Source organism: Cryobacterium roopkundense (genome assembly GCF_014200405.1).
In the GTDB taxonomy this organism is placed as follows: Bacteria; Actinomycetota; Actinomycetes; order Actinomycetales; family Microbacteriaceae; genus Cryobacterium; species Cryobacterium roopkundense.
Map to the genome: position 1 here is coordinate 3,369,222 of NZ_JACHBQ010000001.1, position 22,988 is coordinate 3,392,209.

The following is a 22,988-nucleotide window of genomic DNA, read 5'->3' on the forward strand; positions in this document are numbered from 1 at the left end:
TGGAGGAGAAGACTCCTGCGCGGATGCGTCGTCTCCGCGCAGGCACCCCAGGCTCAGCCGCGCAGGTCCTCCCCTTCGTCTCGGTGATCGTGAAGACGCAGGCGAAGCTGGGGTGAATGCTCAACCCCGACGGGACCGCCACCGGCGAAGTCGTGCCGCCGCGGGCGCCAGCGCCCGCGTGACGGCTACGCTCGAACCGTGACCGAACACACTTCCCTCCCCGTCGACGCCGACTCCCGCGAGGCCCTGGCCGCGAACGGCCTCGACCTGCTCATCCTCGATCCCACCGACGAGGCGGCGGCTCGACACTGGTTGCAGGCGGATGCCCGCGGCTTCCACGACCCGGCGCGCAGCGACGACCTGCTCGGTGTGCTGGCCCGTGAGATCTCCATCGACAGGGTCACCGCGGTGCACGATCGCTCAGGAGCCGATCCCGACTCGCCCGTGGCAACCGTGCGATCGTGGCAGATGGCGCTCACCGTGCCCGGCGGCGCCAGCCTTCCGGCCTGGGCGATCAGCTCCGTGACGGTGGCGCCCACGCACCGCCGCCGCGGAATCGCGCGCGCCCTGCTGCCCGCCGAGCTGCGGTACGCCCGCGCCCTAGGGCTGCCGATGGCCATGCTCACGGTATCGGAGGCCACCATCTACGGCCGGTTCGGCTTCGGCCCTGCCGCTTACCAATCGAGTTATCGCGTCGACACGGCCCGCGCCCGCTGGACCGGCCCCACGCCGCCCGGCCGCGTGCATTTCGTCACCGCCGCGTCGCTGTTCGACGATGGCCCCGGCATCTTCGAACGCTCCCGCAAACCCGGCGAGGTCGACCGCCGCGAGGTGTGGTGGAGCCACGCTCTCGGCCTCGTACCGCAGGATCCCGACTCCGAGAAGCGCAGCCTGCGCTGCGTGCGCTTCGACGACGACAACGGCACCGCCCAGGGCTTCGCTGTGTACTCGATCGTGCTCGGCGACGAGGGGTACCCCGCTCGGTTGATTCTCGCCGATCTGGTGGCCGCCACAGACGAGGCCTACTCCGCTCTCTGGCGCTTCGTCATCGACATGGACCTCGTCACCGAGGTGAGCGCCCTGCTGCGCAGCACGAGCGAACCCGTGGCCTGGCAGGTTCTCGACCGCCGCGCCGTGCGCAAGACCCTGGAGAGGGACCACCTCTGGCTGCGCATCCTCGACGTGCCGGCTGTGCTCACTGCTCGGTCGTATTCCGCACCCGGCATATTCGCACTGACTGTCACGGACGACCTCGCGTTCGCCGCGGGCGAATACCTCCTCACGGTTGATGCCTCAGGCGGCGGCGTGGCGCATCTGCTCAGTGGCGCGGCTCCCGACGATGCCGTGCGCGTGTGCCTTTCCGTCGCCGACCTCGGGTCTCTCTACCTCGGTGCCGGCAAGGCCGTCGACTTGGCGCGCTCCGCCCGCCTCATCGAGCAGACAGCGGATGCCGCGGCGCGCCTCGACGCCGCCTTCCACGGGTCGCACACGCCACGCCTCAGTACCTGGTTCTAGGCCTTGTCCCGCGCTCCGCACCTCCCAGCGTGCGTACAGGCCGCGAGAACCACGCACACAGGCGCGCTCCCTACTGTCGAAGGGCACCCTCGACGAAACGGTGAATGCGCGCATGACGAGCCACGCTTCCGGCCAGCCCCGGCCGACCAAGGCGGAACGGCGCGAGCACGCGCGCGAACAGGCGCGGCAGCAGCGCGATCAGGAGGAGAAGCGCACGAAACGCCGCCGAGTACTGTGGCGCGGAGGAATCGGTCTCGGCCTCGTGGCGGTCACGGCGGTGGCAGCACTGCTGATCGCCAACCAGGCCGGCCCGAGCGCGGCCGGACCCCTGAACATGTCCAGCGACGGCATCTTGCTCGGCGGGGACGGCACCTTGATCACCGCCGCAAGGACCGCAGCGCTCGCTCCCGGAGCGAAACCTGTTGCTACCGACCAGTCCGCCCTCACCGACATGGTGAAAATCGCCATCTACGTTGACTACCTCTGCCCACTCTGTGGACAGTTCGAGTCGACCAACGCCGCCCAGATCACAAGCTGGGTGACCGCGGGAAACGCCACCGTCGAACTGCACCCTATCTCGGTTCTGGACGCTTCGTCACTGGGCACGAAGTACTCCACGCGCGCGGCGAACGCTGCCGCGTGCGTGGCCAACTTCGCCCCCAACAGCTTCCTGACCGTAAACGCGGCCCTCCTCGCGAACCAGCCGGCCGAGAACTCCGGCGGCCTCTCCGATGCCGAACTGCAGCAGGTGATCGAGGACGCGGGTGTCGGGGACGCGAAGATCGCCGACTGCATCGGCAACCAGACGTTCGCCACCTGGGTTGCCGCCGCCTCGGACCGCGCCCTGAGCGGCCCGCTGGCCAACGCCGACATCGAGAAGATCACCGGCACTCCCACCGTGCTCGTGAATCAGGTCTCGTACACGGGTTCTCTCACCGACGCCGCCGCCTTCGAGGCATTCGTCACCGCGCAGACGGTCGTCTCCGACAACTAACGCCGCCGCACGCGCCGTCGCGGAGCATCCGCTAGGAGACGGTGGGTACCGTGCGGCGAACGAGGCTCGGCTGCCGGCGGAACTGGCCGAAGCCGAGCAGTATCACGATGACCGCGGCCATCATGATCCACGCCACCCAGCCCAGCGGGCCGGAGGCCACGGGGTCAGGGGTGGTGTCGGCGAGCACGACCAGCAGCAAGAATCCGCCGGCCGCGTTGAATGCGCCGTGCGCGAAGACCGACGGCCAGATGGATCCGGTGCGCAACCGTAACCAACCGATGAGAACACCGTAAACGGTGCACCCGGCGATCATCATGGCCACACCGAACAGGTTGGGCTGGGCAAAGTTGTAACCGAGCAGAATCAGCGGGCTATGCCACAGACCCCAGATCGCGCCAGAGAGCAGCAGCGCCGGCCAGGTCCCGAGCGGCAGCAGGCTCGGCAGCAACCAGCCACGCCAGCCGATCTCCTCGCCGAAGGCGAGCACCCCGTTGATGAGGGCGGCGAAGGGGATGAGCAGCAGCTGCAGCAGGATGACGGTTTCCACCGGCACGGGCAGCTCCACACCCGGCGCCGCGGCCGCCAGCACGGCGGCAAAGCCTGAGAAGTTCACGAGGTCGAGCTGCACGATTCCGAGGCCCGCCGCGAGGAAGACGCCAGAAATCACCAGCAGCGCGCTGCCGAAGATGCCGGCGAGGGTCATGCCGATCGTGCGCCAGACCGGGCGCAAGGGCCACATTCCGAGGAATTCGGCGACAGGGCGTGGCCGTGGTTTCTGCACGAAGAGCAGCACCAGAAGGGTGGCGACGAGCGGCGTGAACATCATCAGCGGCAGCAGCAGCCCGGCCAGCGGGTTGCGCAGCCCGTCGCCGCCGAGCCACATCGGCATGGCCACGATCCACGCAAGCCCACACGCCAGGAGCACGTAGATCACGACCGCGCGCCACGGCACTTTCACCAGCGGCCGAAGGCCCGTGTCGTGCGGCGTGGTCTCTGTTTCCGTGCTCATGTCGCGCTCCCCCGTAATGTGTGCCCGCCAGCCCGTGAAAAAATTCCGCTCGGACGGTTTGTCCAGCGTAGTGGCTATTGTGGGCGAACGGGGAGGGAAGATGAAAGACTGGACGCATGCTTCCCCGCCCTCACGTCTACGGTCCCGTGGTCGATGACCAGACTCGGTGCGTGCACTATCGCACGCCTCAGGACGTGATCGCGATCAAATTCGAGTGCTGCCGGCGCTATTACCCGTGCTTCCAGTGCCACGCCGAGAGCGAGGCTCACCCGGCGACGCAGTGGCCCGAATCCGAGTGGTCGGAGCGGGCGATCCTCTGCGGAGTCTGCGGCACGGAGATGAGCATCCTCGCCTACCGCGCGGCAACCAACTGCCCGAGTTGCGCCGCCGAGTTCAACGACGGGTGCCGCCTGCACGCCCACCTGTACTTCGCGGTGCCCGCCCCCGCCACGAACCCGCGGGAATAGGCCCCCCTCGCAGCGACAGTCTCACCAGCCCGCCAGCCGCCCCAGAGACCCTGCGCATCCGCTCAGAGGGAAAGACCAAGCCAGAGGCCGAGTGCCGCGACGATAACGGATGCAACGAGCATGCCGAGCCCGGTGGCCAGTGCAGGCAGATACCGGCGTTCCTGCAGCAGGCGCACCGTCTCCACGCTCGCCGTGCTGAACGTCGTGTAGCCGCCGAGCAGCCCGCCACCGAGGATCAGGTGCCAGTCCGCAGACACCAGATTTGCGAGCGCGAGGCCGGTGACGACGCCGAGCAGCAGGGATCCGGAGACGTTGATCACCGTCGTGCCCAGCGGAAATGGCGTACGCAGCCGCGAACGAATCACGCCATCCACGACGAACCGCACGGTGGCGCCGAGGCCGCCGGCGAGCGCGACCGCCAGAAAGGTGAGGGCGCTCATGCCACGCCGCCCGCCCGGCTCGTGCCCCGGCGATGCCGAGCTGCCGACGCGGCGATGCCGAGCCAGGTCGCGAGGGCTCCGAGAACAAGTGTGCCGCCGGCATACAGCAGGGCCGCCCCCACGTTGCCGTCGGCGAACAGCAGGCTCGTGTCTGTCGCGAGTGCGCTGTAGGTTGTGAAGCCGCCGAGCACGCCGGTGCCGAGCAGCACGCGGGTACCACGGCGGCGACCGGCATCTGGCCCGCGCCGCACGAGAGCTTCGAGCAGGGCGCCGAGCAGGAAGGCCCCGGTCACGTTGATGCCCATCGTCGTGAGCGGGAACCCACCCGACGGCGTGAGCAGCCCAACGGCCTCGCGCAGCGCCGTTCCCGCTGTTCCGCCCGCGAATACGAGCAGCAGATACTGCCAGCGCAGGTGCACGGGCTTCGCTGTGTCGTGCATGGGTCACCTACCAGTTCTCGCGGGGCGAAGAGGGTAGGAACCATTAGCGGGCGGGCTGTTCGAGCGGATGCTCCGGCGGGATCCATCGCCACGGTCCAGATTACACGTGGCTCAGCTCGGTTCCCAGGGCAGCGGCTCATCGAGGGGAACGGGTGCGAGGGGAATCACGACCACCGGCCGATGCTGGCGGTGTGCCAGATGCACCGCGACGGACCCGTTGAAGAACTCGCCGAGGCTGGCACGCACTGTCGCCTCGCGCGTGCCGATCACGATCATCGCGGCACCGAGGGTGTCGGCAAGTCCGCCGAGGGCGAGCGCCGGGTCGCCGGCGAGCGAGCTCGTCGACCACACCACGTCGACATCCGTTAGCAGATCGGTCAGGTGCGCGAGCAGCGCCGGGTCGAAGCCGGGCTCCTCCGGGTGAACGAGATCCGGATCGATCGGGAAGGTCGTCATCGACCCGTCGCCGAGGTCGAAGATCATATACCGGTTCACGTCAACCGAGGCGCAGACGAGCTCCGCGTTGAAGCGCTGGGCGAAGGTCGCAGCCTGAAGTACGACGGCATTGGGTTGGCCGGGCACGACCCCAACGATCACCCGGGCAGTCGGCTTCGCAGTCATGGCAGTCCCGCTTTCGATGGTTCGACGGATGCGCCCGCCCTGGCCCCAGCCTGTCAGATCCCGCGCGCGGCGGCTAGAGCGGCGGCGCACCCTCCGGCACCCGCAGCGCACCTTCCGGAACCCGGCATCCAGGCGGATGCCGCCGCGCCGGTCAGACTGTGGCGAGAACCCCGGCCACGGAGTCCAGCGACCCGGGCACGAGCCTGTAGTAGGACCAGGTGCCGCGTTTGGACCGGGTGAGGAACCCGCCATCGACGAGCACCTTGAGGTGGTGGCTAATGGTGGGCTGCGAGAGTTCGAGCTGCTCGGTGAGGTCGCAGACGCACGCCTCGGCGTCGCTGTGCGCTGCCACGATGGAGATGATGCGCAGCCTCGACGGGTCGGCGAGCGCCTTGAGCTGGCGGGCGAGGGTGTCGGCCTGTTCGGGCGCGATCGATTCCTGCACGAGCGGCGAGCAGCAGAGCACGGCATCCGCTCCGGCTCCATCCGTCACGTCGGTCAGGGGCACCACATCAAACGTCATGTGAACATCATCCCGCATATATTGACATTTGTCGATGTAGTGACCTAGCGTTGGCATCGACAACGATCAATATAGACGGAGATACGTGAGCACCCCACCCCACCCCACCCGCCTGGGCACCACCGACCGGTTTCTCCCGGTCTGGATCCTCGCGGCAATGGGCCTCGGCCTGCTCCTCGCGGTGTACGTTCCCGCAGTCGGCGATCTGCTGCACGCTTTCACCATCGGCTCGATCAGCGTGCCCATCGCCATCGGCCTGCTCGTGATGATGTACCCCGTGCTCGCGAAGGTACGCTATACGGATGCCCGCGCTGTCGCAAGCGACAAGAGGCTTCTCGTCACGTCGTTGCTGCTCAACTGGCTCGTCGGCCCCGCCCTGATGTTCGCCCTCGCGTGGATCTTCCTCCCTGACCTGCCCGAATACCGCACGGGCCTTATCATCGTGGGCCTCGCCCGCTGCATCGCGATGGTACTCATCTGGAACGATCTGGCGTGCGGCGACCGCGAGGCCGCCGCCTTCCTCGTAGCCGTCAACTCCGTCTTCCAGGTCGTGGCGTTCGGCGCCCTCGGCTGGTTCTATCTGCAGGTACTGCCGGCCTGGCTCGGCCTCCCCACCACGAGCGCCGAATTCTCCATTTGGGCCATCACCGGGAGCGTGCTCGTCTTCCTGGGCATCCCGCTGCTGGCCGGATACCTCTCCCGTCGCATCGGCGAGGCCCGCCGCGGCCGCGACTGGTACGAAGCGACGTTCCTGCCCAAGGTCGGCCCGTTCGCCCTCTGGGGCCTGCTTTTCACCATCGTGATGCTCTTCGCCCTGCAGGGCGACCAGGTCATCGCCAACCCCGGCGACGTGGCCCGCATCGCCCTGCCGATGCTCGTCTACTTCCTGCTGATGTTCCTCGTGAGTTTCGCCGCCGGCCGCCTGCTCGGCATGACCTACGAGCGCACCACGACCCTGGCGTTCACGGCCGCCGGCAACAACTTCGAGCTCGCCATCGCCGTGGCCATCGGCACGTTCGGCGCCCTCAGCGGCCAGGCCTTGGCCGGCATCGTCGGTCCGCTCATCGAGGTGCCCGCGCTCGTCGCCCTCGTCTACGTGGCCCTGTGGCTCAAGCCTCGCCTCTTTCCCACCCCAGCGGATGTCGTGGCCACGCCGCCGGCATCCGTCGTCCCGACCCTCCTCTCAGCAAAGGAACCCTCATGACCGACAAGCCCACAGTCCTCTTCGTCTGCGTGCACAACGCCGGACGCTCGCAGATGGCCGCCGGCTACCTGCAGGCCCTGTCCGGAGGACGCGTCGACGTACTCTCCGCCGGCTCCGAGCCCAAGGACCAGATCAACCCCGTGGCGATCGCCGCAATGCTCGAAGACGGCATCGACATCGCGAACAACGTGCCGAAAATCCTCACCACCGAGGCAGTGAAGGGCTCCGACGTCGTGATCACCATGGGCTGCGGCGACGCCTGCCCGATCTTCCCCGGCAAACGTTACGAAGACTGGAAGCTCGACGACCCGGCAGGCCAGGGCATCGAGTCGGTGCGCCCCATCCGCGACGACATCAAGGCACGCATCGAGGCCCTGCTTGCCGAGATCCTGCCCGTCGAGGCCTGATCATGAGCGAGTTCAGCGGTCGCCGGGCACTCCCCGGCCTCACCTACCCCGAAGAGTCACTCAAACGACTGGCCACCGAACTCAGCGGCTCGTTTCATGGCGTGTTCGCCGCGGAAACCGTCGAGCGCTACGTGCTCGAGAGCTACACGGCGCTGCTGCGCACGTCCACCGTGAAAGCGCATCTCACCACGCGCACGGCGCGGTTCGCGACCGAACGCCTCACCGCGCTCGCCCAGGCCAAGGGAGCGATCGCGCGGACGATTCCCGAGGTTCTGTTCGTGTGCGAGCAGAATGCCGGCCGTTCACAGATGGCTGCCGTGTTCGCAAGCGCGCTCTCCGGCGGCGCCGTTCACGTGCGCTCGGCCGGTTCCGCGCCGTCGAAGGAGTTGCACCCTGCCGTCGTCGCCGTGATGGCCGAGCTCGGTCTTTCCCTGGACGAAGCCTTCCCCAAGCCCCTCACCGATGATGTCGTACAGGCAGCGGATGTCGTAATCACCATGGGTTGCGGCGACGCCTGCCCGATCTACCCCGGCAAACGCTACGTGGACTGGGAGCTCGTCGACCCGGCCGGTCAGTCGATCGACGAGGTGCGCCGCATCCGCGACCAGATTCGCCACAACGTCATCGAGATACTCGACTCCCTCGGCGTGCCGTCCGTCACGACCATCGCTTAGAAGGAGTACGCCATGACCCTGTCGCCCCTCACCCTCACCAGTCGGCCCGTCGTGGCGCCGAGCCGCCTCGAGGGCCTTCCCGTCGCGATCATCGGCGCCGGACCGGTGGGGCTCGCCGCGGCCGCCCAGCTGCTCGAGCGCGGCATCGCCGTGGTCGTCTACGAAGAGGGAACGCAGGCCGGCAGCGCCATCGCGCGCTGGGGCCACACCCGGCTCTTCACCCCCTGGCAGTACCTCGTCGATTCCGCGGCGGCACGACTGCTCGCACGCTCCGGCTGGCACATGCCCGACGAGGCATATCTCCCCACCGGCCGCGAGTTGCTCGATGAATACCTGCTGCCGCTCGCCGCGCTCCCCGACCTGGCCGCCAGCATCCGTTACGGCTCAACCGTGCTCGCGGTGAGCCGTCAGGGCATGGACCGCACCCGCTCCGGCGATCGCGCCGGCACCCCCTTCGCGCTGCGCGTCACAACGGATGCCGGTGTCCTCGACGCCTCTGCCCGGGCGGTCATCGACACCTCTGGCACGTACTCGTCGCCGAATGGCCTGTTGGCCTCCGGCCTGGATCCGGCGCGGGTCGATGCCCTCACGGAGCAGGTCGTGCACGCGCTGCCCGATGTGCTCGGCGCCGACCGCGCGCGCTTCGCCGGGCAGCACACCCTCGTGGTGGGCGCCGGGCACTCCGCAGCGAATACCCTGATCGCGCTCGGCACGCTGGCCGCGGAAGCCCCGGGAACGCGCATCAGCTGGGCCATCCGCTCGGCCAACCCGGTGCGCGTGTACGGGTCTGACGACGACGAACTGGCCGCACGGGCATCGCTCGGCGCTCAGGTGCAGGCGCTGGTGCGCTCCGGCGTCGTGACCCTCCTGGAGCGGTTCGAGATCGACGACGTGCTTCCCGCCACGGACGGCGTGAGCGTGACGGGCCGCCGCGCCGGCGAGAGTTTCGCCGTCGCCGTCGACGTCGTGGTGAGTGCCACCGGGTTCCGGCCAGACCTCGCACCGCTGCGCGAGATCCGCCTCTCCCTCGACGAGATCGTGGAGGCGCCTCGCGCGCTCGCGCCGCTGATCGATCCCAACCTGCACAGCTGCGGCACGGTTCCGCCGCACGGCGTCGTGGAGCTCACGCACCCCGAGCCCAACTTCTATATCGCCGGCATGAAGAGCTTCGGGCGGGCGCCCACGTTCCTGCTCGCCACGGGCTACGAGCAGGTGCGATCGATCGCCGACGAGCTCGCGGGCAACGTGGCGGCGGCCCGCCTCGTGCAACTCGTGCTGCCCGAAACCGGCGTGTGCTCCACCGGGGGCGACTCCGGATCCTGCTGCTCCTGACCCGCGCCTGGCTCGCGCCCCCTTCCCGCTGGTCGTGTCCGCTAGGAAGGGCCACCTTCGCGCGCACCCCCTCCCGCTCAAGCAGCGGGCCCGCTTTTGGGCGCGCGTCGCGCCGCCCCCGCGCCACGCCGCCGCGGTAGCGGGCGCGACGCGGGACAGCGGCGCGTCGACCTCGTGAGCGAATCTCGCGGCGAAGCACAGGGCGAAGAGCGGGGTCGACAAGGCGACCAACTGCAGGGGACGGCTAGGCGAGGGTCAGGAACAGCTTTTCGAGCTCGTCGACGCTGAGGGAGTCCTTACCGTCCGGCGTCTCGATGCACTCCCGCATGGCGGTGGAGACGATCACGAAACCGGCACGGTCGAGCGCGCTGGAGACCGCGGCGAGCTGGGTGACAACGTCCTTGCAGTTGGCCCCGCTCTCGACGGCGGTGATGACCGCGCCGAGCTGACCCTGCGCCCGGCGCAAGCGGTTCACGATCTTCTTCTGCTTGGCCGCCCTGTCGAATTCGACGGAATCAGGCATCTCAGGCTCCGTGCTGAACGGGGAGGCCGGCCTGCTGCCAGGCGATGGTTCCGCCCGCAACGTTGACGGCGTCAAAGCCCTGCGCCTGGAGGTACGCGGCGGCCTGCGCGCTGCGGCCACCGGCGGCGCAGATCACGTAAACGGGGCTACCTTCCGGAATCTCGCCGGTGCGCGCCACGACCTCGCCGAGCGGAATGTGGGTGACGCCGGCCACATGTGCGGCGGCGTACTCGTCGTTCTCGCGCACGTCGACCACGACGACATCGGAGAGGGCGGCAAGTTCGGTTACGGTGATTTCGGTCATGCGAGGATCCTTTCGGGGATTTCAGGGATTTCGGTGGTCTCGGGGATCTCGGTGGAAACAGAACGGGTGCCAATCGCGTCGCCGGCGAGCCAGGTTCGGTAGCCGCCGTCGAGGTTGCGCACGTCGAAGCCGTGCTGGGTAAGAATACGTGCCGCCGTGTGGCCGCGCTGACCCACCTGGCAGTGCACGATCAGCGGGGCGTCGGGCAGGCCTTCGAGCAGGTCGCGCAGCTCGTCGAGCGGCACGTTGATCGCCCCCGGAATGCTGCCGGCCTCGAATTCGCCGGGGTTACGCACGTCCACGAGTACGCCGCCGTCGGCCAGCGCCCCCGCCAGTTCATGCCACTGCACGTTGCGGCTCGTGCCGGCCCGCAGGTTGTCGGCCACGTACCCGAGTTGGTTCACAGGGTCTTTGGCCGAACCGTATTGCGGAGCGTAGGCGAGTTCGAGGCGGGTCAGGGCGGATGCTGCGAGCCCGCCGGCCATCGCCGTGGCGATCACGTCGATGCGCTTGTCCACGCCGTCGCCGCCCACGATCTGCGCACCCAGGATGGCGTCCGTCTCCGCGTCGATCAGCAACTTCATGCTCATTCCCTGCGCTCCGGGATAGTACCCGGCGTGCGAGGACGGATGCGTGTGCGCGATCCGGTGCGCCCGGCCGGCGGCGACGAGACGCTTCTCGCTCCAGCCGGTCAGGGCAACCGTGAGGCCGAAAAGCCCCAGAATCGAGGTGCCGAGCGCCCGTGACGACGGTTCGGGCTCGCCCGCGATGCTGTCTGCCGCCGCGCGTCCGTGCCGGTTGGCGAGGCCCGCCATGGTGACAAGCAGAGGGTCGCCGGACACGGCATCCGTTTTCTCCACACCGTCGCCGACCGCGTAGATGAAGGCATCGCTCGTGCGTTGAGTCTCGTCGACCCACACGCCGCCACTGGCGCCAATGCGCAGGCCGGCCTGCGCGGCGAGGGTCGTCGCCGGGCGCACGCCGCTCGCGTCGATCACCAGGTCGGCCGGCACGCTCGTGCCGTCGCTCAGCTCGATGCCGCCGCCAGCGGATGCGCCGAGCACGGTGGTGCCGAGCCGCACGTCGACGCCGTGCTCGCGCAGGGTGGCGAGCACGGGGGTGGCCATCTCGGGGTCGAGGGGGGTGAACACCTGCATTCCGCGCTGCACGAGAGTGACGCGCACGCCGCGGTGCACGAGGTTTTCCACGGCTTCGAGGCCGATGAAGCCGCCGCCGATCACGACTGCGGAGGCGCCAACCGGTTTGGCCGCGAGCACGGCCTCGATGTGGTCCACGTCGTCGACCGTGCGCAGGGTGGTGGTGGGCACATCGTGCGCCCCGGCGTGCGCGGCGGCGCCGGCGGCCAGAATCAGCCGATCGTAGCTCTCGGTGGAGGTTTCGCCGGTGAGCGCGTGGCGCACTGACACTGTCTTCGCCGCGGGGTCGATACCGGTCACCTCGTGGTTGATGCGCACGTCGAGGCGAAACCTGGCCGTGAGCGATTCCGGCGTCTGCAGCAGCAGCTGGGCGCGATCCTCGATCACACCGCCCACGTAATACGGCAGCCCACAGTTGGCGAACGATACGTACTGTCCGCGCTCGAACACCACGATCTCCGCAGTTTCGTCGAGCCGGCGCAGCCTCGTGGCCGCCGACATTCCGCCCGCTACCCCGCCCACAATCAAAGTTTTCACGTGTAACCTCCTGCCTGAACTATACCCCAAGGGGTATACCCGGCGCTACCCTGAGCATCCGCACCCCTCCCGCCGCGGCCTACCCCCGTGGCCAGTTCAGGAGATCCGGGGAGTTCGACACCTGGCACCCGCAGGCTACTGCCCCGAAAGCGAATGCCGGCGGCCGATTTCCTGAATTCGCCACGGGTCCGGCCTGCAAACGGTACCCCATGGGGGTATAAACTGGGCGCATGAACGAGATGCATGGAGACCACGGCACGATGGAACACGGTGCGATGAACCACGGCAAGAACCACGGCACGGTGGAACACGGTGCGATGACCCACGCGGGCCACGGCGACCACGTGGGCCAGTTCCGCCGCCTGTTCTGGATCATGCTCGCCTTCGCCGTGCCGACGATCCTGTTCAGCGACATGTTCGCCGAGATCATCGGCTACGACCTGCCCGACGGGGCGGCCTTCGCCTTCGTCTCCCCAGTGCTCGGCACCGTGATGTACGTCTGGGGCGGCCGCCCGTTCCTCACCGGCGCTGTCAGCGAGCTGCGCAGCCGCGCGCCCGGCATGATGCTGCTCATCGCCCTCGCCATCACGGTGGCGTTCCTCGCCTCCTGGGGGGCGAGCCTTGGCCTGCTCGACCACGCCCTCGACTTCTGGTGGGAACTCGCCCTGCTCATCGTGATCATGCTGCTCGGCCACTGGATCGAAATGCGCTCCCTGGCCCAGACCAGCACGGCACTGGAATCGCTTGCAGCCCTGCTCCCCGACGAGGCCGAGCGCATCGACGGCGATCAGACCGTGATCGTGCACCCGTCGGAGCTCGTGCTCGGCGACCTGGTGATGGTACGCCCCGGCGGCCGTATTCCCGCCGACGGCACGGTGACCGAAGGCACCGCCGACGTGGATGAGTCCATGCTCACCGGCGAATCGCGACCGGTGTCACGCGGCCCCGGCGATCGCGTCGTGGCCGGCGCCGTCGCCACGGACTCGGCGTTGCGGGTGCGCGTCGACGCGGTCGGCGACGATACCGCCCTCGCCGGCATCTCCCGCCTCGTCGCCGAAGCACAGGGCTCGTCGAGCCGGGCCCAGCGCATTGCCGACCGGGCGGCGGGCTGGCTGTTCTGGTTCGCCCTTGGATCGGGGCTGCTCACATTCCTCGTCTGGACCCTGCTCGGCTACCCCGACGACGCAGTCATCCGAACCATCACCGTGCTCGTCATCGCCTGCCCGCATGCCCTGGGACTGGCGATTCCCCTCGTGGTGTCGATCGCCACCGAACGGGCCGCCCGCGGCGGGGTGCTCGTGAAGGACAGGCTCGCCCTCGAGAGCATGCGCCTCGTGACGAGCGTGCTCTTCGACAAGACCGGAACCCTCACGAAGGGCGAACCCGTCGTCACCCGGGTCCTGGCAGCCGCCGGCCAGACCGAGGCCGACGTGGTGGCTCTGGCGGCGTCGGTGGAGGCCGACAGCGAGCATCCGCTGGCGAAGGCGATCGTGGCCGCTGCGGTCACCCGCGGCCTCGCGGTGCCGAAGGCGACCGAATTTCAGGCCAGAGCCGCCGTCGGCGTCACGGCGGTCGTCGCCGGTCGACAGATCGGCGTGGGCGGACCGGGACTGCTGCGCGCGCGCTTCGCGGCCCCGATCGAGGCCACTCGCGCCTGGTCCGCCGCGGGCGAGATTGTGCTGCACGTACTCGATGGCGAGAGGGTGCTCGGCGCGATCGCCCTCGCCGACGAGGTGCGAGAGGAGTCCCGGCAGGCCGTCGACGAGCTGCACTCCCTCGGCGTGCAGGTGGTCATGATCACCGGCGACGCCGAGGCCGTGGCCCGGTCGGTGGCCGCCGAACTTGGCATTGACCGCGTCTTCGCGGGCGTGCATCCCAGCGACAAGGCCGCCAAGGTGGCCGAGCTGCAGGCCGAAGGCCACTCGGTGGCGATGGTCGGCGACGGCGTGAACGACGCTCCGGCCCTCGCGCAGGCCAACGTGGGCATCGCCATCGGCGCCGGAACGGATGTCGCGATCGCGTCGGCCGGCGTGATCCTCGCGAGCGACGACCCGCGTTCGGTACTCTCGGTGATCGAACTCTCCCGGGCGTCGTACCGCAAGATGAAGCAGAACCTGTGGTGGGCGGCCGGTTACAACCTGATCTCTGTGCCGCTCGCCGCCGGGGTGCTCGCCCCGATCGGGTTCGTGCTGCCCATGTCGGTCGGGGCGCTGCTCATGTCAGTGTCCACTGTGGTCGTGGCCCTCAACGCCCAGTTGCTGCGTCGCCTCGACCTGCGCCCGGTCCTGACCACCCCTCGCATAACTCCTGCAGATTCTGGGCTGGCCACAATTCACCCCCGGAATGACGCGGCCGTGTGACCAGCCCGTCCCGATTTGCAGGAGTTATGCACCGGCAACCCTACGAGCGGATGCCGCGAGCGCTCGGAACCGCCGAAGACGCAGGCTGTTCGTCACCACGAACACCGACGACAGGGCCATGGCCGCCCCCGCGATGAGCGGGTTGAGCAGGCCGAGCATGGCAAGCGGAATCGCCGCCACGTTGTACGCAAACGCCCAGAACAGGTTGGCCTTGATCGTGCCGAGCGTACGGCGGGACAGCCGGATGGCATCCGCTGCCGCCATCAGGTCGCTGCGCACCAGGGTGAGGTCGCTCGCCTCGATGGCCACGTCGGTTCCCGTTCCCATGGCGATGCCGAGGTCGGCGGTGGCGAGCGCCACCGCGTCGTTCACGCCGTCGCCGACCATGGCCACCACGGCTCCGCGCGCCTGCAGCGCCCGAATGAAGTCAGCCTTGCCCGCCGGCAGCACGCCGGAACTCACCTCGGTGATGCCTACCTCGGCGGCCACTGCCCGCGCCACCACCTCGTTGTCGCCGGTGAGGAGCAAGGGGGTGAGTCCGAGGCTCCGAAAGTGCGCCACCGCAGCGGCACTCGTGGGCTTGACCACGTCGGACACGCCCAGAATGCCGCGGGCCTTGCCGTCCCAGGCCACGACCACCGCGGTCTCGCCGCGACTTTCGGCCATGCCGAGCACGGCCTGCAGCTCCACCGGGAGCGCGATGCTCCACGAATCAGCGAGCCACTGAGGCCGGCCCACGAGCACGAGGTGCCCGTCGACGACGGCCTGCACGCCGAGCCCCCGCTCCGAGGCGAAGGAGCTCAGGGCGGGCAGTTCGCCGATCCGGGCCCGGGCCCCGGCCGTGATGGCGGCGGCGATCGGATGCTCGGAGCCGCTTTCGGCGGCGCCGGCGAACCTCAGCAGCTCGTCGACGCTGCTGCAGGAAATCGCCATCGTCGTGGCGAGGGTCATCACGCCGGTCGTCACCGTGCCGGTTTTGTCGAGCACTATCGTGTCGACCCGGCGGGTGGATTCGAGCACCTGCGGGCCCTTGATCAGGATGCCGAGTTGGGCGCCGCGGCCGGTGCCCACGAGCAAAGCGGTGGGCGTGGCCAGCCCCAGAGCGCAGGGGCAGGCGATGATCAGGGTCGCCACCGCCGCCGTGAACGCGAGCTCCGCCCCACCGCCGATCAACAGCCAGGTGGCCAGGGTGGCGAGAGCCAGAATAATCACGATCGGCACGAAGATGGCCGAGACGCGGTCGGCGAGCCGCTGCACGTCGGCCTTGCCGGTCTGCGCCTGTTCCACGAGGCGCCCGATGTGCGCGAGTTCGGTGTCCGCTCCCACCCGGGTGGCCTGCACGACCAGTCGCCCGCCGGCGTTGAGGGTGGCGCCCACCACGGCATCGCCGGGGCCCACCTCCACCGGCACGGATTCTCCGGTGAGCATGCTCGCGTCCACGGCGGAGTTGCCATCGACGACGTTGCCGTCGGTGGCGATCTTCTCGCCGGGACGCACCACGAACCGGTCGCCCACCACGAGGGTCGACGTGGCGACCCTCGTCTCCACGCCGCCTCGCAGCAGAGTGGTCTCCTTGGCGCCGAGTTCGAGCAGGGCGAGCAGCGCCGCCCCCGAGCGCCGCTTCGCACGAGCCTCCGCGTAGCGCCCGGCCAGAATGAACACCGTGACAGCGGATGCCACCTCAAGGTAGATCTCGCCGGCCCCGCCGTGCGGTGACGCGGTAAAACTGAACGCCATCGTCATGCCGACCATGCCCGCGGTGCCGAAGAACAGGGCGTAGAGCGACCAGCCGAGGGCCGCGAGCACGCCGACGCTCACGAGGGTGTCCATGGTGGCGGCACCGTGGCGGGCATTCGTGAACGCCGCGCGGTGGAAGGGCCAGGCTCCCCAGACCGCCACGGGGGCGGCGAGGGTGAGTGCGAGCCACTGCCAGTTGTCGAACTGCAGCACCGGAATCATCGAGAGCAACGCGACCGGAAGTGACAGCGCCGCCGACACGAGTGTTCGCCGTCGCAGCTGCTCCACCTCGCCGTCCGGGCCGTCGGCGGGATCCGCGGTCGCGTCGGGCGGCAGCGGCAACACGGCCGTGTAGCCGGTGGCCTCTATGGTGGCGATAGCGTCGGCTACCGAGGTACCGACGGGCATGGAGACGGTGGCCTTTTCCGTGGCGTAGTTGACAGTGGCCTCGACCCCTGGCATCCGGTTCAGCTTCTTTTCAATGCGCGCCGCGCACGAGGTGCAGGTCATCCCTCCGACGAGGAGATCGACCTGGGTGCTCATGAGTTCTGCAGAGCGAGCTGGTAGCCGGCTTCTTCAATCGCGGCCTCGACGGCCGTCGGGTCGAGGTCATGCGCGCTCGTCACAGTGACCGCTGATTCGCCGCCTTTCACGAGCTCCACGGTCACCTCTTCGGCGCCCGCGATCAGGCCGATCTCTTCTGTGACGCTCGCGACGCAGTGCCCGCAGGTCATTCCGGTTACGAGATACGTGGTGGTGGTCATGGGATCCCCCTCATTCTTGTCGTGCGCCCGGGAAAGAGCTAATCTTGAGCATACCCCTCGGGGGTAGCAAACACGAAGGGCTCACAAACCATGCCAGACGACATACCGAACGCGCACACCGGGGCGCACGGGTACATTTCGAACAAAGACGACTACCTCAAGCGCCTGCGCCGCATCGAGGGCCAGGCGCGCGGGCTGCAGGGCATGGTGACCGATGACAAGTACTGCATCGACATCCTCACCCAAGTCTCAGCCATGACCAGCGCGCTGCAGTCGGTCGCCCTGGGCCTGCTCGACGACCACCTGAACCACTGTGTGCGCCACGCCGCCGAGGCCGGCGGCCCCGAGGCCGACGCCAAGATCCAGGAGGCCTCTGCCGCCATCGCGCGGCTCGTTCGCTCCTGAGTTCTCGGCGTCTACGGCCATTCGGCCCTACCCGCCTGCGCCCCTGCGGGGGACAATAGGGATTCCGAGCGGGCCGCATGCGCCGCCGGGTATGAGAGGAGCACAATGGCCGACCGGCCCAGCACGACCACCCCCACCCGGGTTTTCATCCTCGACGACCATGATCTTGTGCGCCGTGGCCTGCGCGAACTCCTCGAGGGGGAAGGCTTCGAAATTGTCGGCGACACTGGACTGGCCGAAGAAGCCACCCGCCGCATCCCCGCGCTGCACCCCGACGTCTCTATTTTGGACGCCCGACTCCCCGACGGCACCGGCATCGAGGTCTGCCGCGATGTCCGGTCGATCGATCCCACGCTGCAGTGCGTGATCCTCACAAGCTACGACGATGAGCACGCACTGCGCGGCGCCATCCTCGCCGGCGCCGCCGGGTACGTGCTGAAGGAGATCCGCAGCGACGATCTGCTCGACACCATCCGGCGAGCCGCCGCCGGAGAGAGCCTGTTCGACCCCGCCGTTCGTGCCGAGGTGATCCAAGGCATGGCAGACCCGCAAGATGCCCGGCTCGCCTCACTCACCCCGCAGGAACGCAAGGTTCTCGATCTCATCGGGGAGGGCCTCACCAACCGCGCTATCGCCCAGTCCATGTTCCTCGCCGAGAAGACGGTAAAGAACTATGTATCGTCGATGCTCGCCAAGCTCGACTTCCAGCGTCGCACCCAGGCCGCGGTGTACGTGGTCACCCAGCGCGGCGAGCGCTAGGCGCTCAGCAGAGCGGATGCGGCGGCCCGTCTGGCCGCCACATCCACTGCCTGCAAGCGGTTACGCCTTCTTGCGCCGGGTGCGCGTGATCACGGTGGGGCACGGCGCCTGGCCGAGCACCTCGTGGCTGACCGAGCCCATCCACAGTCGACTGAGCGCGCCGCGGCCATGGCTGCCCACCACGAGAAGCTGCGCGTGCGCGGCCGCGTGCAGCAGCGCCCGGGCCGGGGTATCGTCGGTGACGAGAACCTGATGAACCACGAGATCCGGGTAGCGGCTGGTGAGTCCGGCCACGGATTCGGCCAGCACCACGCGTTCCTCGTCGAGGCGTTCCGCGATGCTCTCCTCCGGAATGTGCTTGAGCACGCGCTGGGTGGGAACGCGCGCCGCGTACACCGCGGTGAGTTCCTGGCCGGTGCGGTCGGCCTCCGCTGCGGCAAATTCCACGGCGTCAAGAGCGTCTTCGGAACCGTCGACTCCCACGACCACTCCGGTGCGGTCACCGAACGGCAAGTGGGGAATCACGGCCACCGGACAGGCGCTCTGCGCCGCGATCTGCAAGCTGACGCTGCCGAAGAAGTCCCCGTCGAAACCGGTCTTGCGGTCGGTGCCCACGACGATGAGACTCGCGTCTTCCGACAGCTCGCTCAGCACGTGCGGTGCCGTCCCCGTGCGCAACGTGGCCGTCGCGGTCACCGTGGGCGCGAGTTCTGCCGCGCGCGATTCGATCTGGCGCACCAGGGCTTCTTCCTCATTGATGATGGTGTTGTAGTAGCCGTAGCCCTCGGCCAGCCACGCGGCCTGCACCGTGTGCACGAGCGCGACGGGAGCGTCGAGCTCTTCCGCCCGGCGCAACGCCCATTCCAGCGCCGCCCCACTGGGTTCCAATTCATCGACGCCGACGACAATCTTCCGGTTCACGGGTCTACCTCGTCTTTCGAGGGGAGTGTCGTCGCTGACGGCCTCCCGGTTGGGGCAGCCGAGTCGCTGCTCACGCTCACTATCCCGCATCTGCTCGGGCACGGCTAGGGGCAGAGGTCCCGGTACGGGACCGATATGACTTTTGGCCCTAGGCCTGCGTCGCTCGCTACCCCTACTGTGAGCCTCACCGCTTCCGTGCGGCTCGATGAGGAGAAACCCAATGAAGGCACTCGTTTACGGCGGCCCCGGTCTGAAGAGCTGGACCGAGGTTCCCGATCCGACGATTGAAAACCCCACCGATGTCATCGTGCGCGTAGACACCACCACGATCTGCGGAACCGACCTGCACATCCTCAAGGGCGACGTGCCCGCCGTCGCCGTCGGGCGTATCCTCGGCCACGAGGGCGTGGGCACGATCACCGAAATCGGCGCCTCTGTGTCGAGCCTGGCGGTGGGCGACCGGGTCATTATCTCGTGCATTAAGTCCTGCGGTCATTGCGTCAACTGCAGCGCCCAGCTCTTTTCACACTGCCTCGGCGACGAGGGCGCATCCGGCATCGGCTGGGTCTTCGGCCATCTCATCGACGGCACCCAGGCCGAGCTCGTGCGCGTGCCGTACGCCGAAAACTCCCTGCACAGGGTGCCGGATGGCGTCAGCGACGACCAGGCCGTGATGCTCTCGGACATCTTGCCGACCGGTTTCGAGATCGGCGTGCAGTACGGCAGGGTCAAGCCCGGAGACGTCGTCGCCGTGATCGGCGCCGGCCCGGTCGGCCTCGCTGCTATCGCCACCGCCGGGCTCTACGGCGCTGCGACCATCATCGCGATCGACCTCGACGAGAACCGTCTCGCCCGCGCGCGCGACTTCGGTGCAACGGATGCCGTGGTGTCAGGTTCCGCAGACTGGAAAGAGCAGGTGCTCGCCCTCACCGACGGAGCCGGCGTCGACGTGGCCATCGAAGCCGTCGGCATTCCGCAGACCTTCACGATGGCCACCGAAATCGTGCGCCCCGGCGGCAACGTCGCCAACGTGGGCGTTCACGGCGCCCCCGTCGACCTGCACCTCGAAAACCTGTGGATCCAGAACATCAACATCAGCATGGGATTGGTGAACGCCAACACCACCAAGATGCTGCTCAAGCTCGTGGCCAAGGGCAAACTGCCCGCCGAGAAGCTTGCCACGCACCACTTCACGTTCGATCAATTCCTCGAGGCGTACGACACCTTTGGCCGTGCTGCCGAAACAAAAGCACTTAAGGTCGTCATCGCCCGCTAGCATTACCGTCGAGTGCGTCGTCTCCTGTGTTTCCGGTGGAAGGAAGAGAACGTGATTGAGAAGTCGATCGTGGCCTGGGATGGCCGTCCGCCCTCGAAGGCAGCGCTGGAGTGGGCGCTCGAACGCTCCGCCGGGGGCGAACTCGTGATGGTTCGCGTGGTCGACCGCACGAGCGAATCCGCGGACTACTTCATGCCGGAATCCGTTGCCGCGTCGGCCCCGATCGCCCTGAAGAACGACGCCGATCGCGTGCAGGAGGCCCACCCTTCCGTGCAGGTGCGGTCAGAGCTGCTGCCGGGCGATCCGATCGAAGAACTCAAGCGTCTCTCGACCGAGAACGCGCTCGTGGTTGTGGGCACCCACCGCCGTGAGGGGCCGACCGTGCGCTACGAATGGTCGGTGGGCGCCCGCCTCGCGGGAGCCGCGAACGGGCCGGTCGCCATCATCCCCGAGAGCAACGGGGTGCAGGGCGTGGGAGTAGTCGTCGGCGTCGACGGCTCCGCGGCCGCCAACGCCGCGGTGCAGTTCGCCGCCGCCGAAGCCAACCGCACCGGCGACGAACTGCACGCCGTGCACGCCTGGCAGGAGCCGCTCGTGTGGCCGGAGTCGGCCATTCCCGACCTGGAATTTCTGCAGTCCCTCGAAGACATCCATCAAAACGTGCTCGACGAATCGGTGGCCCTGGCCCAGGTGTCGTACCCCGACCTGCGCGTGCGGTCCTCACTCGTGCGCGGGGCCGCGCAGTGGGCTCTGCTCGAGGCCGCCCGCAGTGCCGCCCTGCTCGTGGTGGGAAACCACGGCGTGCACGGCATCAAGCGATTCCTCCTCGGGTCGGTCAGCCACTCCCTCGTGCTCAACATCCAGTCCCCCACCGTGGTGGTGAACGCCTCCTCCACTCCCTGACGCGCCTGACTGCCGCTCGCGGCACGTCTCTGCCTGCCCGGCACTCGTCTGAACGAGTGCCGGCCGAGCAAACGAGTGCCGCGACCGGAGGTGGGGCCGAAAGGCCCTGTATTGGTGCCGCCCGGCGGCCGTAACCTGATCGGTGACGGGGTCAGACAAGCGACAACCTGAAGGGCGGAAACGCGTGCTTTCTCACACATTCGTGACGCGTTTACTCGTGAGCCTACTGGTCTTCGGCGCCATCTCGGCGTTCGCCGGGGCCGCGCTGGGAATTGTCGCCAACGGTGCCGGCGTTCCGCTCAGCTATCTCGCCGGCACGCCGTTCGCCTCCTTCGTCGTACCGGGGGTCATCCTGGGCGTCGTCGTGGGCGGCACCCAGCTGGCCAGTGCCATCGCGCTGCTCGCGAGGCGGCGAGCGGCCCTGATCCTGGCGACGATCGCCGGCTTCGGCATGGTGATCTGGGTCTTCGCGGAGCTGGCGATCCTCACCGAATATTCCTGGCTGCAGGCGCTCTACTTCGCGCTCGGCGCACTGCAACTCATCGGGGTACTCGGGCTGCTCGGCGTGGCCCCGAAGCTGGTCGAGGCACCGCGTCAGCGAATGGTGCGGCCCGGCATCGGCGCACGGCCCGCTGCCCGCACCGACCCGCGCGAGCCGGAGCCCGACGGCATGGACGTGGCCGAGCTCCCCGGCTAGCCGAGCCTCCATCGCGGCGCCACCACCTCGCACAACGGGCCGGCCGGGGTTCCCAGCGTGGTCGGATCGGGCCGAGCTAGGGTTTTTGCATGAGGACTCTTGCCGCGGCGCACCACCGGTTCTTCGCCTTGGCGACCATCGCGGCCCTGATCGGCACCGCCCTTGTGGTGGGGATGCCGCCCGCGCCCGCTCACGCTGCACCGCAACATCTGCTCGTCGCGGCCGACGAACCGTCGACCTTCGACCCGGGTTCGATCGTGAGCGACTACAACTTCTTCAACCCCGACGCCATGACCGAGGACGAGATCCAGACGTTCCTTGAGGAGCGCAGTTGCGTACGCACCGACGCGTCCCCGTGCGCGTGGGAGTACCGGGAAACCACGACGGATGAGCCGGTTCAACAGCTCGGCCACTGCGACGCCTACCTGGGCGCGCCGAACGAGAAGGCCAGCCGCATCATCGCGAAGGTCGCCGAGGCCTGCACCATCTCGCCGCGGGTACTGCTTGTTCTGCTGCAGAAGGAGCAGTCCCTGCTCACCCGCCCCACCGAAAGCGGGTACCTGCGGGCCACCGGCTACGCCTGCCCGGACACCGCCGACTGCAACACCGAGTACTTCGGCTTCTTCAACCAGGTGTACAACGCGGCCTGGCAGTTTCGGCAGTACACCCAGGAACCAGACCGGGCGTACCAGCGCGGCCCCGTGAACGTGGGCTTCAACCCCAACGCCGAGTGCGGGGACAGTACTGTCGACATCCAGAACCAGGCCACCGCGAACCTCTACAACTACACGCCCTACCAGCCCAACGCGGCCGCCGTCGCGAACGTGGGCGACACCGGCGACGGATGCTCGACGTACGGCAACCTCAACTTCTGGGCGTTTTACGAGCAGTGGTTCGGCGACCCTACGGCAATGCCCTACCCAGCTGTGCTCGGCGAATGCCTGAACTACCCCTCCGGCCAGACCTGCCGCACGCCGGAGCTGCTGCCCGCACTGTGACGCGGGCGGCAGCATCCGCTG

25 protein-coding genes are annotated in these 22,988 nt (G+C 68.4%); 14 read left to right on the plus strand and 11 right to left on the minus strand.

The genetic code is table 11. The annotated features are described in order from the left end of the window. Window positions 1-198: 198 nt before the first annotated feature. Window positions 199-1,515: a GNAT family N-acetyltransferase gene (locus BJ997_RS15705; RefSeq protein ID WP_035837638.1), complete on the plus strand. Its 1,317-nt coding sequence runs from the start codon at window positions 199-201 to the stop codon at window positions 1,513-1,515. 112 nt (window positions 1,516-1,627) lie between these two features. Beyond that, a complete protein-coding gene (locus BJ997_RS15710; protein WP_052542414.1) occupies window positions 1,628-2,509 on the plus strand; it encodes a thioredoxin domain-containing protein in 882 nt (293 codons plus the stop codon). Between the two features lie 31 nt (window positions 2,510-2,540). On the opposite strand, the gene BJ997_RS15715 is transcribed toward BJ997_RS15710, so the two are convergent. Continuing rightward, window positions 2,541-3,518: a CPBP family intramembrane glutamic endopeptidase gene (locus BJ997_RS15715; RefSeq protein ID WP_052542415.1), complete on the minus strand. Its 978-nt coding sequence runs from the start codon at window positions 3,516-3,518 to the stop codon at window positions 2,541-2,543. A gap of 116 nt (window positions 3,519-3,634) precedes the next feature. On the opposite strand from BJ997_RS15715, the gene BJ997_RS15720 reads away from it, so the two are divergent. Beyond that, window positions 3,635-3,985 (plus strand): CHY zinc finger protein, encoded by a 351-nt coding sequence (locus BJ997_RS15720; protein WP_183323601.1) that lies wholly within the window; start codon window positions 3,635-3,637, stop codon window positions 3,983-3,985. A 62-nt stretch (window positions 3,986-4,047) separates the two neighbouring features. Here the strand turns inward: BJ997_RS15720 and crcB are convergent, their stop codons facing one another. The 4 genes from crcB to BJ997_RS15740 form a co-directional block, all read right to left on the minus strand. Next, the gene (crcB, locus tag BJ997_RS15725; RefSeq protein ID WP_035837640.1) at window positions 4,048-4,425 is read right to left on the minus strand and encodes a fluoride efflux transporter CrcB; all 378 of its coding nucleotides are present in this window, start codon (window positions 4,423-4,425) and stop codon (window positions 4,048-4,050) included. Then, the gene (locus BJ997_RS15730) at window positions 4,422-4,865 is read right to left on the minus strand and encodes a fluoride efflux transporter FluC (RefSeq protein WP_152602259.1); all 444 of its coding nucleotides are present in this window, start codon (window positions 4,863-4,865) and stop codon (window positions 4,422-4,424) included. Before BJ997_RS15730 ends, crcB begins: the two co-directional genes overlap by 4 nt. A 111-nt stretch (window positions 4,866-4,976) precedes the next feature. Beyond that, window positions 4,977-5,486, minus strand: a complete 510-nt coding sequence (locus BJ997_RS15735; protein ID WP_035837642.1) for a universal stress protein — start codon at window positions 5,484-5,486, stop codon at window positions 4,977-4,979. Window positions 5,487-5,637: 151 nt separating this feature from the next. Beyond that, a complete protein-coding gene (locus BJ997_RS15740) occupies window positions 5,638-6,009 on the minus strand; it encodes an ArsR/SmtB family transcription factor (protein WP_084141351.1) in 372 nt (123 codons plus the stop codon). 85 nt (window positions 6,010-6,094) lie between these two features. Between BJ997_RS15740 and arsB the strand changes: the two genes are divergently transcribed. From arsB to BJ997_RS15760, 4 genes are read left to right on the plus strand one after another with little or no spacing between them, the layout of a single operon-like run. Next, entirely contained in the window at window positions 6,095-7,213 is a 1,119-nt protein-coding gene (gene arsB, locus BJ997_RS15745; protein ID WP_052542416.1) for an ACR3 family arsenite efflux transporter, read from the plus strand. After that, the gene (locus tag BJ997_RS15750) at window positions 7,210-7,620 is read left to right on the plus strand and encodes an arsenate reductase ArsC (RefSeq protein WP_035837644.1); all 411 of its coding nucleotides are present in this window, start codon (window positions 7,210-7,212) and stop codon (window positions 7,618-7,620) included. Before arsB ends, BJ997_RS15750 begins: the two co-directional genes overlap by 4 nt. A 2-nt stretch (window positions 7,621-7,622) precedes the next feature. Continuing rightward, the gene (locus BJ997_RS15755) at window positions 7,623-8,294 is read left to right on the plus strand and encodes an arsenate reductase ArsC (RefSeq protein WP_035837646.1); all 672 of its coding nucleotides are present in this window, start codon (window positions 7,623-7,625) and stop codon (window positions 8,292-8,294) included. Window positions 8,295-8,306: 12 nt separating this feature from the next. After that, window positions 8,307-9,626, plus strand: coding sequence for an FAD-dependent oxidoreductase (locus BJ997_RS15760; RefSeq protein ID WP_035837648.1), 1,320 nt, complete (start codon window positions 8,307-8,309; stop codon window positions 9,624-9,626). A gap of 244 nt (window positions 9,627-9,870) precedes the next feature. On the opposite strand, the gene BJ997_RS15765 is transcribed toward BJ997_RS15760, so the two are convergent. Genes BJ997_RS15765 through BJ997_RS15775 form a run of 3 tightly spaced genes read right to left on the minus strand, consistent with a single transcriptional unit; the run spans window position 9,871 to window position 12,147 of the window. Next, entirely contained in the window at window positions 9,871-10,149 is a 279-nt protein-coding gene (locus tag BJ997_RS15765) for a metal-sensitive transcriptional regulator (RefSeq protein ID WP_035837650.1), read from the minus strand. A 1-nt stretch (window position 10,150) separates the two neighbouring features. Further along, window positions 10,151-10,453 carry a rhodanese-like domain-containing protein gene (locus BJ997_RS15770; RefSeq protein ID WP_035837652.1) on the minus strand — a complete coding sequence of 101 codons (303 nt, stop codon included), beginning with the start codon at window positions 10,451-10,453 and terminating at the stop codon, window positions 10,151-10,153. Then, window positions 10,450-12,147: an FAD-dependent oxidoreductase gene (locus BJ997_RS15775; RefSeq protein WP_183323602.1), complete on the minus strand. Its 1,698-nt coding sequence runs from the start codon at window positions 12,145-12,147 to the stop codon at window positions 10,450-10,452. Before BJ997_RS15775 ends, BJ997_RS15770 begins: the two co-directional genes overlap by 4 nt. Window positions 12,148-12,386: 239 nt before the next feature. Here BJ997_RS15775 and BJ997_RS15780 point away from each other — a divergent pair, with 239 nt between their 5' ends. Then, window positions 12,387-14,507 (plus strand): heavy metal translocating P-type ATPase, encoded by a 2,121-nt coding sequence (locus BJ997_RS15780; protein WP_420827200.1) that lies wholly within the window; start codon window positions 12,387-12,389, stop codon window positions 14,505-14,507. A 24-nt stretch (window positions 14,508-14,531) separates the two neighbouring features. Here BJ997_RS15780 and BJ997_RS15785 read toward each other — a convergent pair whose 3' ends face one another. Both BJ997_RS15785 and BJ997_RS15790 read right to left on the minus strand, forming a co-directional pair. Beyond that, window positions 14,532-16,787, minus strand: coding sequence for a heavy metal translocating P-type ATPase (locus BJ997_RS15785; RefSeq protein WP_035837653.1), 2,256 nt, complete (start codon window positions 16,785-16,787; stop codon window positions 14,532-14,534). Further along, window positions 16,784-17,008, minus strand: coding sequence for a heavy-metal-associated domain-containing protein (locus BJ997_RS15790; protein ID WP_035837656.1), 225 nt, complete (start codon window positions 17,006-17,008; stop codon window positions 16,784-16,786). Before BJ997_RS15790 ends, BJ997_RS15785 begins: the two co-directional genes overlap by 4 nt. Before the next feature lie 90 nt (window positions 17,009-17,098). Here BJ997_RS15790 and BJ997_RS15795 point away from each other — a divergent pair, with 90 nt between their 5' ends. Together BJ997_RS15795 and BJ997_RS15800 are read left to right on the plus strand one after the other, a co-directional pair. Then, window positions 17,099-17,413 (plus strand): metal-sensitive transcriptional regulator, encoded by a 315-nt coding sequence (locus BJ997_RS15795; protein ID WP_052542418.1) that lies wholly within the window; start codon window positions 17,099-17,101, stop codon window positions 17,411-17,413. Window positions 17,414-17,518: 105 nt separating this feature from the next. Continuing rightward, a complete protein-coding gene (locus BJ997_RS15800) occupies window positions 17,519-18,172 on the plus strand; it encodes a response regulator (RefSeq protein WP_035837658.1) in 654 nt (217 codons plus the stop codon). Window positions 18,173-18,232: 60 nt separating this feature from the next. Here the strand turns inward: BJ997_RS15800 and BJ997_RS15805 are convergent, their stop codons facing one another. Then, on the minus strand, window positions 18,233-19,093 hold the full coding sequence (locus BJ997_RS15805; protein WP_035837660.1) for a universal stress protein: 861 nt from the start codon (window positions 19,091-19,093) through the stop codon (window positions 18,233-18,235). A 220-nt stretch (window positions 19,094-19,313) separates the two neighbouring features. Between BJ997_RS15805 and BJ997_RS15810 the strand changes: the two genes are divergently transcribed. The 4 genes from BJ997_RS15810 (at window position 19,314) to BJ997_RS15825 (ending at window position 22,967) form a co-directional block, all read left to right on the plus strand. Beyond that, on the plus strand, window positions 19,314-20,369 hold the full coding sequence (locus tag BJ997_RS15810; protein WP_035837662.1) for a zinc-dependent alcohol dehydrogenase family protein: 1,056 nt from the start codon (window positions 19,314-19,316) through the stop codon (window positions 20,367-20,369). A gap of 51 nt (window positions 20,370-20,420) precedes the next feature. Continuing rightward, window positions 20,421-21,272: a universal stress protein gene (locus tag BJ997_RS15815; RefSeq protein ID WP_035837664.1), complete on the plus strand. Its 852-nt coding sequence runs from the start codon at window positions 20,421-20,423 to the stop codon at window positions 21,270-21,272. Between the two features lie 184 nt (window positions 21,273-21,456). After that, window positions 21,457-21,969: a hypothetical protein gene (locus BJ997_RS15820; protein WP_052542419.1), complete on the plus strand. Its 513-nt coding sequence runs from the start codon at window positions 21,457-21,459 to the stop codon at window positions 21,967-21,969. A gap of 89 nt (window positions 21,970-22,058) precedes the next feature. Then, the gene (locus BJ997_RS15825; protein ID WP_052542420.1) at window positions 22,059-22,967 is read left to right on the plus strand and encodes a hypothetical protein; all 909 of its coding nucleotides are present in this window, start codon (window positions 22,059-22,061) and stop codon (window positions 22,965-22,967) included. Window positions 22,968-22,988 lie beyond the last annotated feature (21 nt).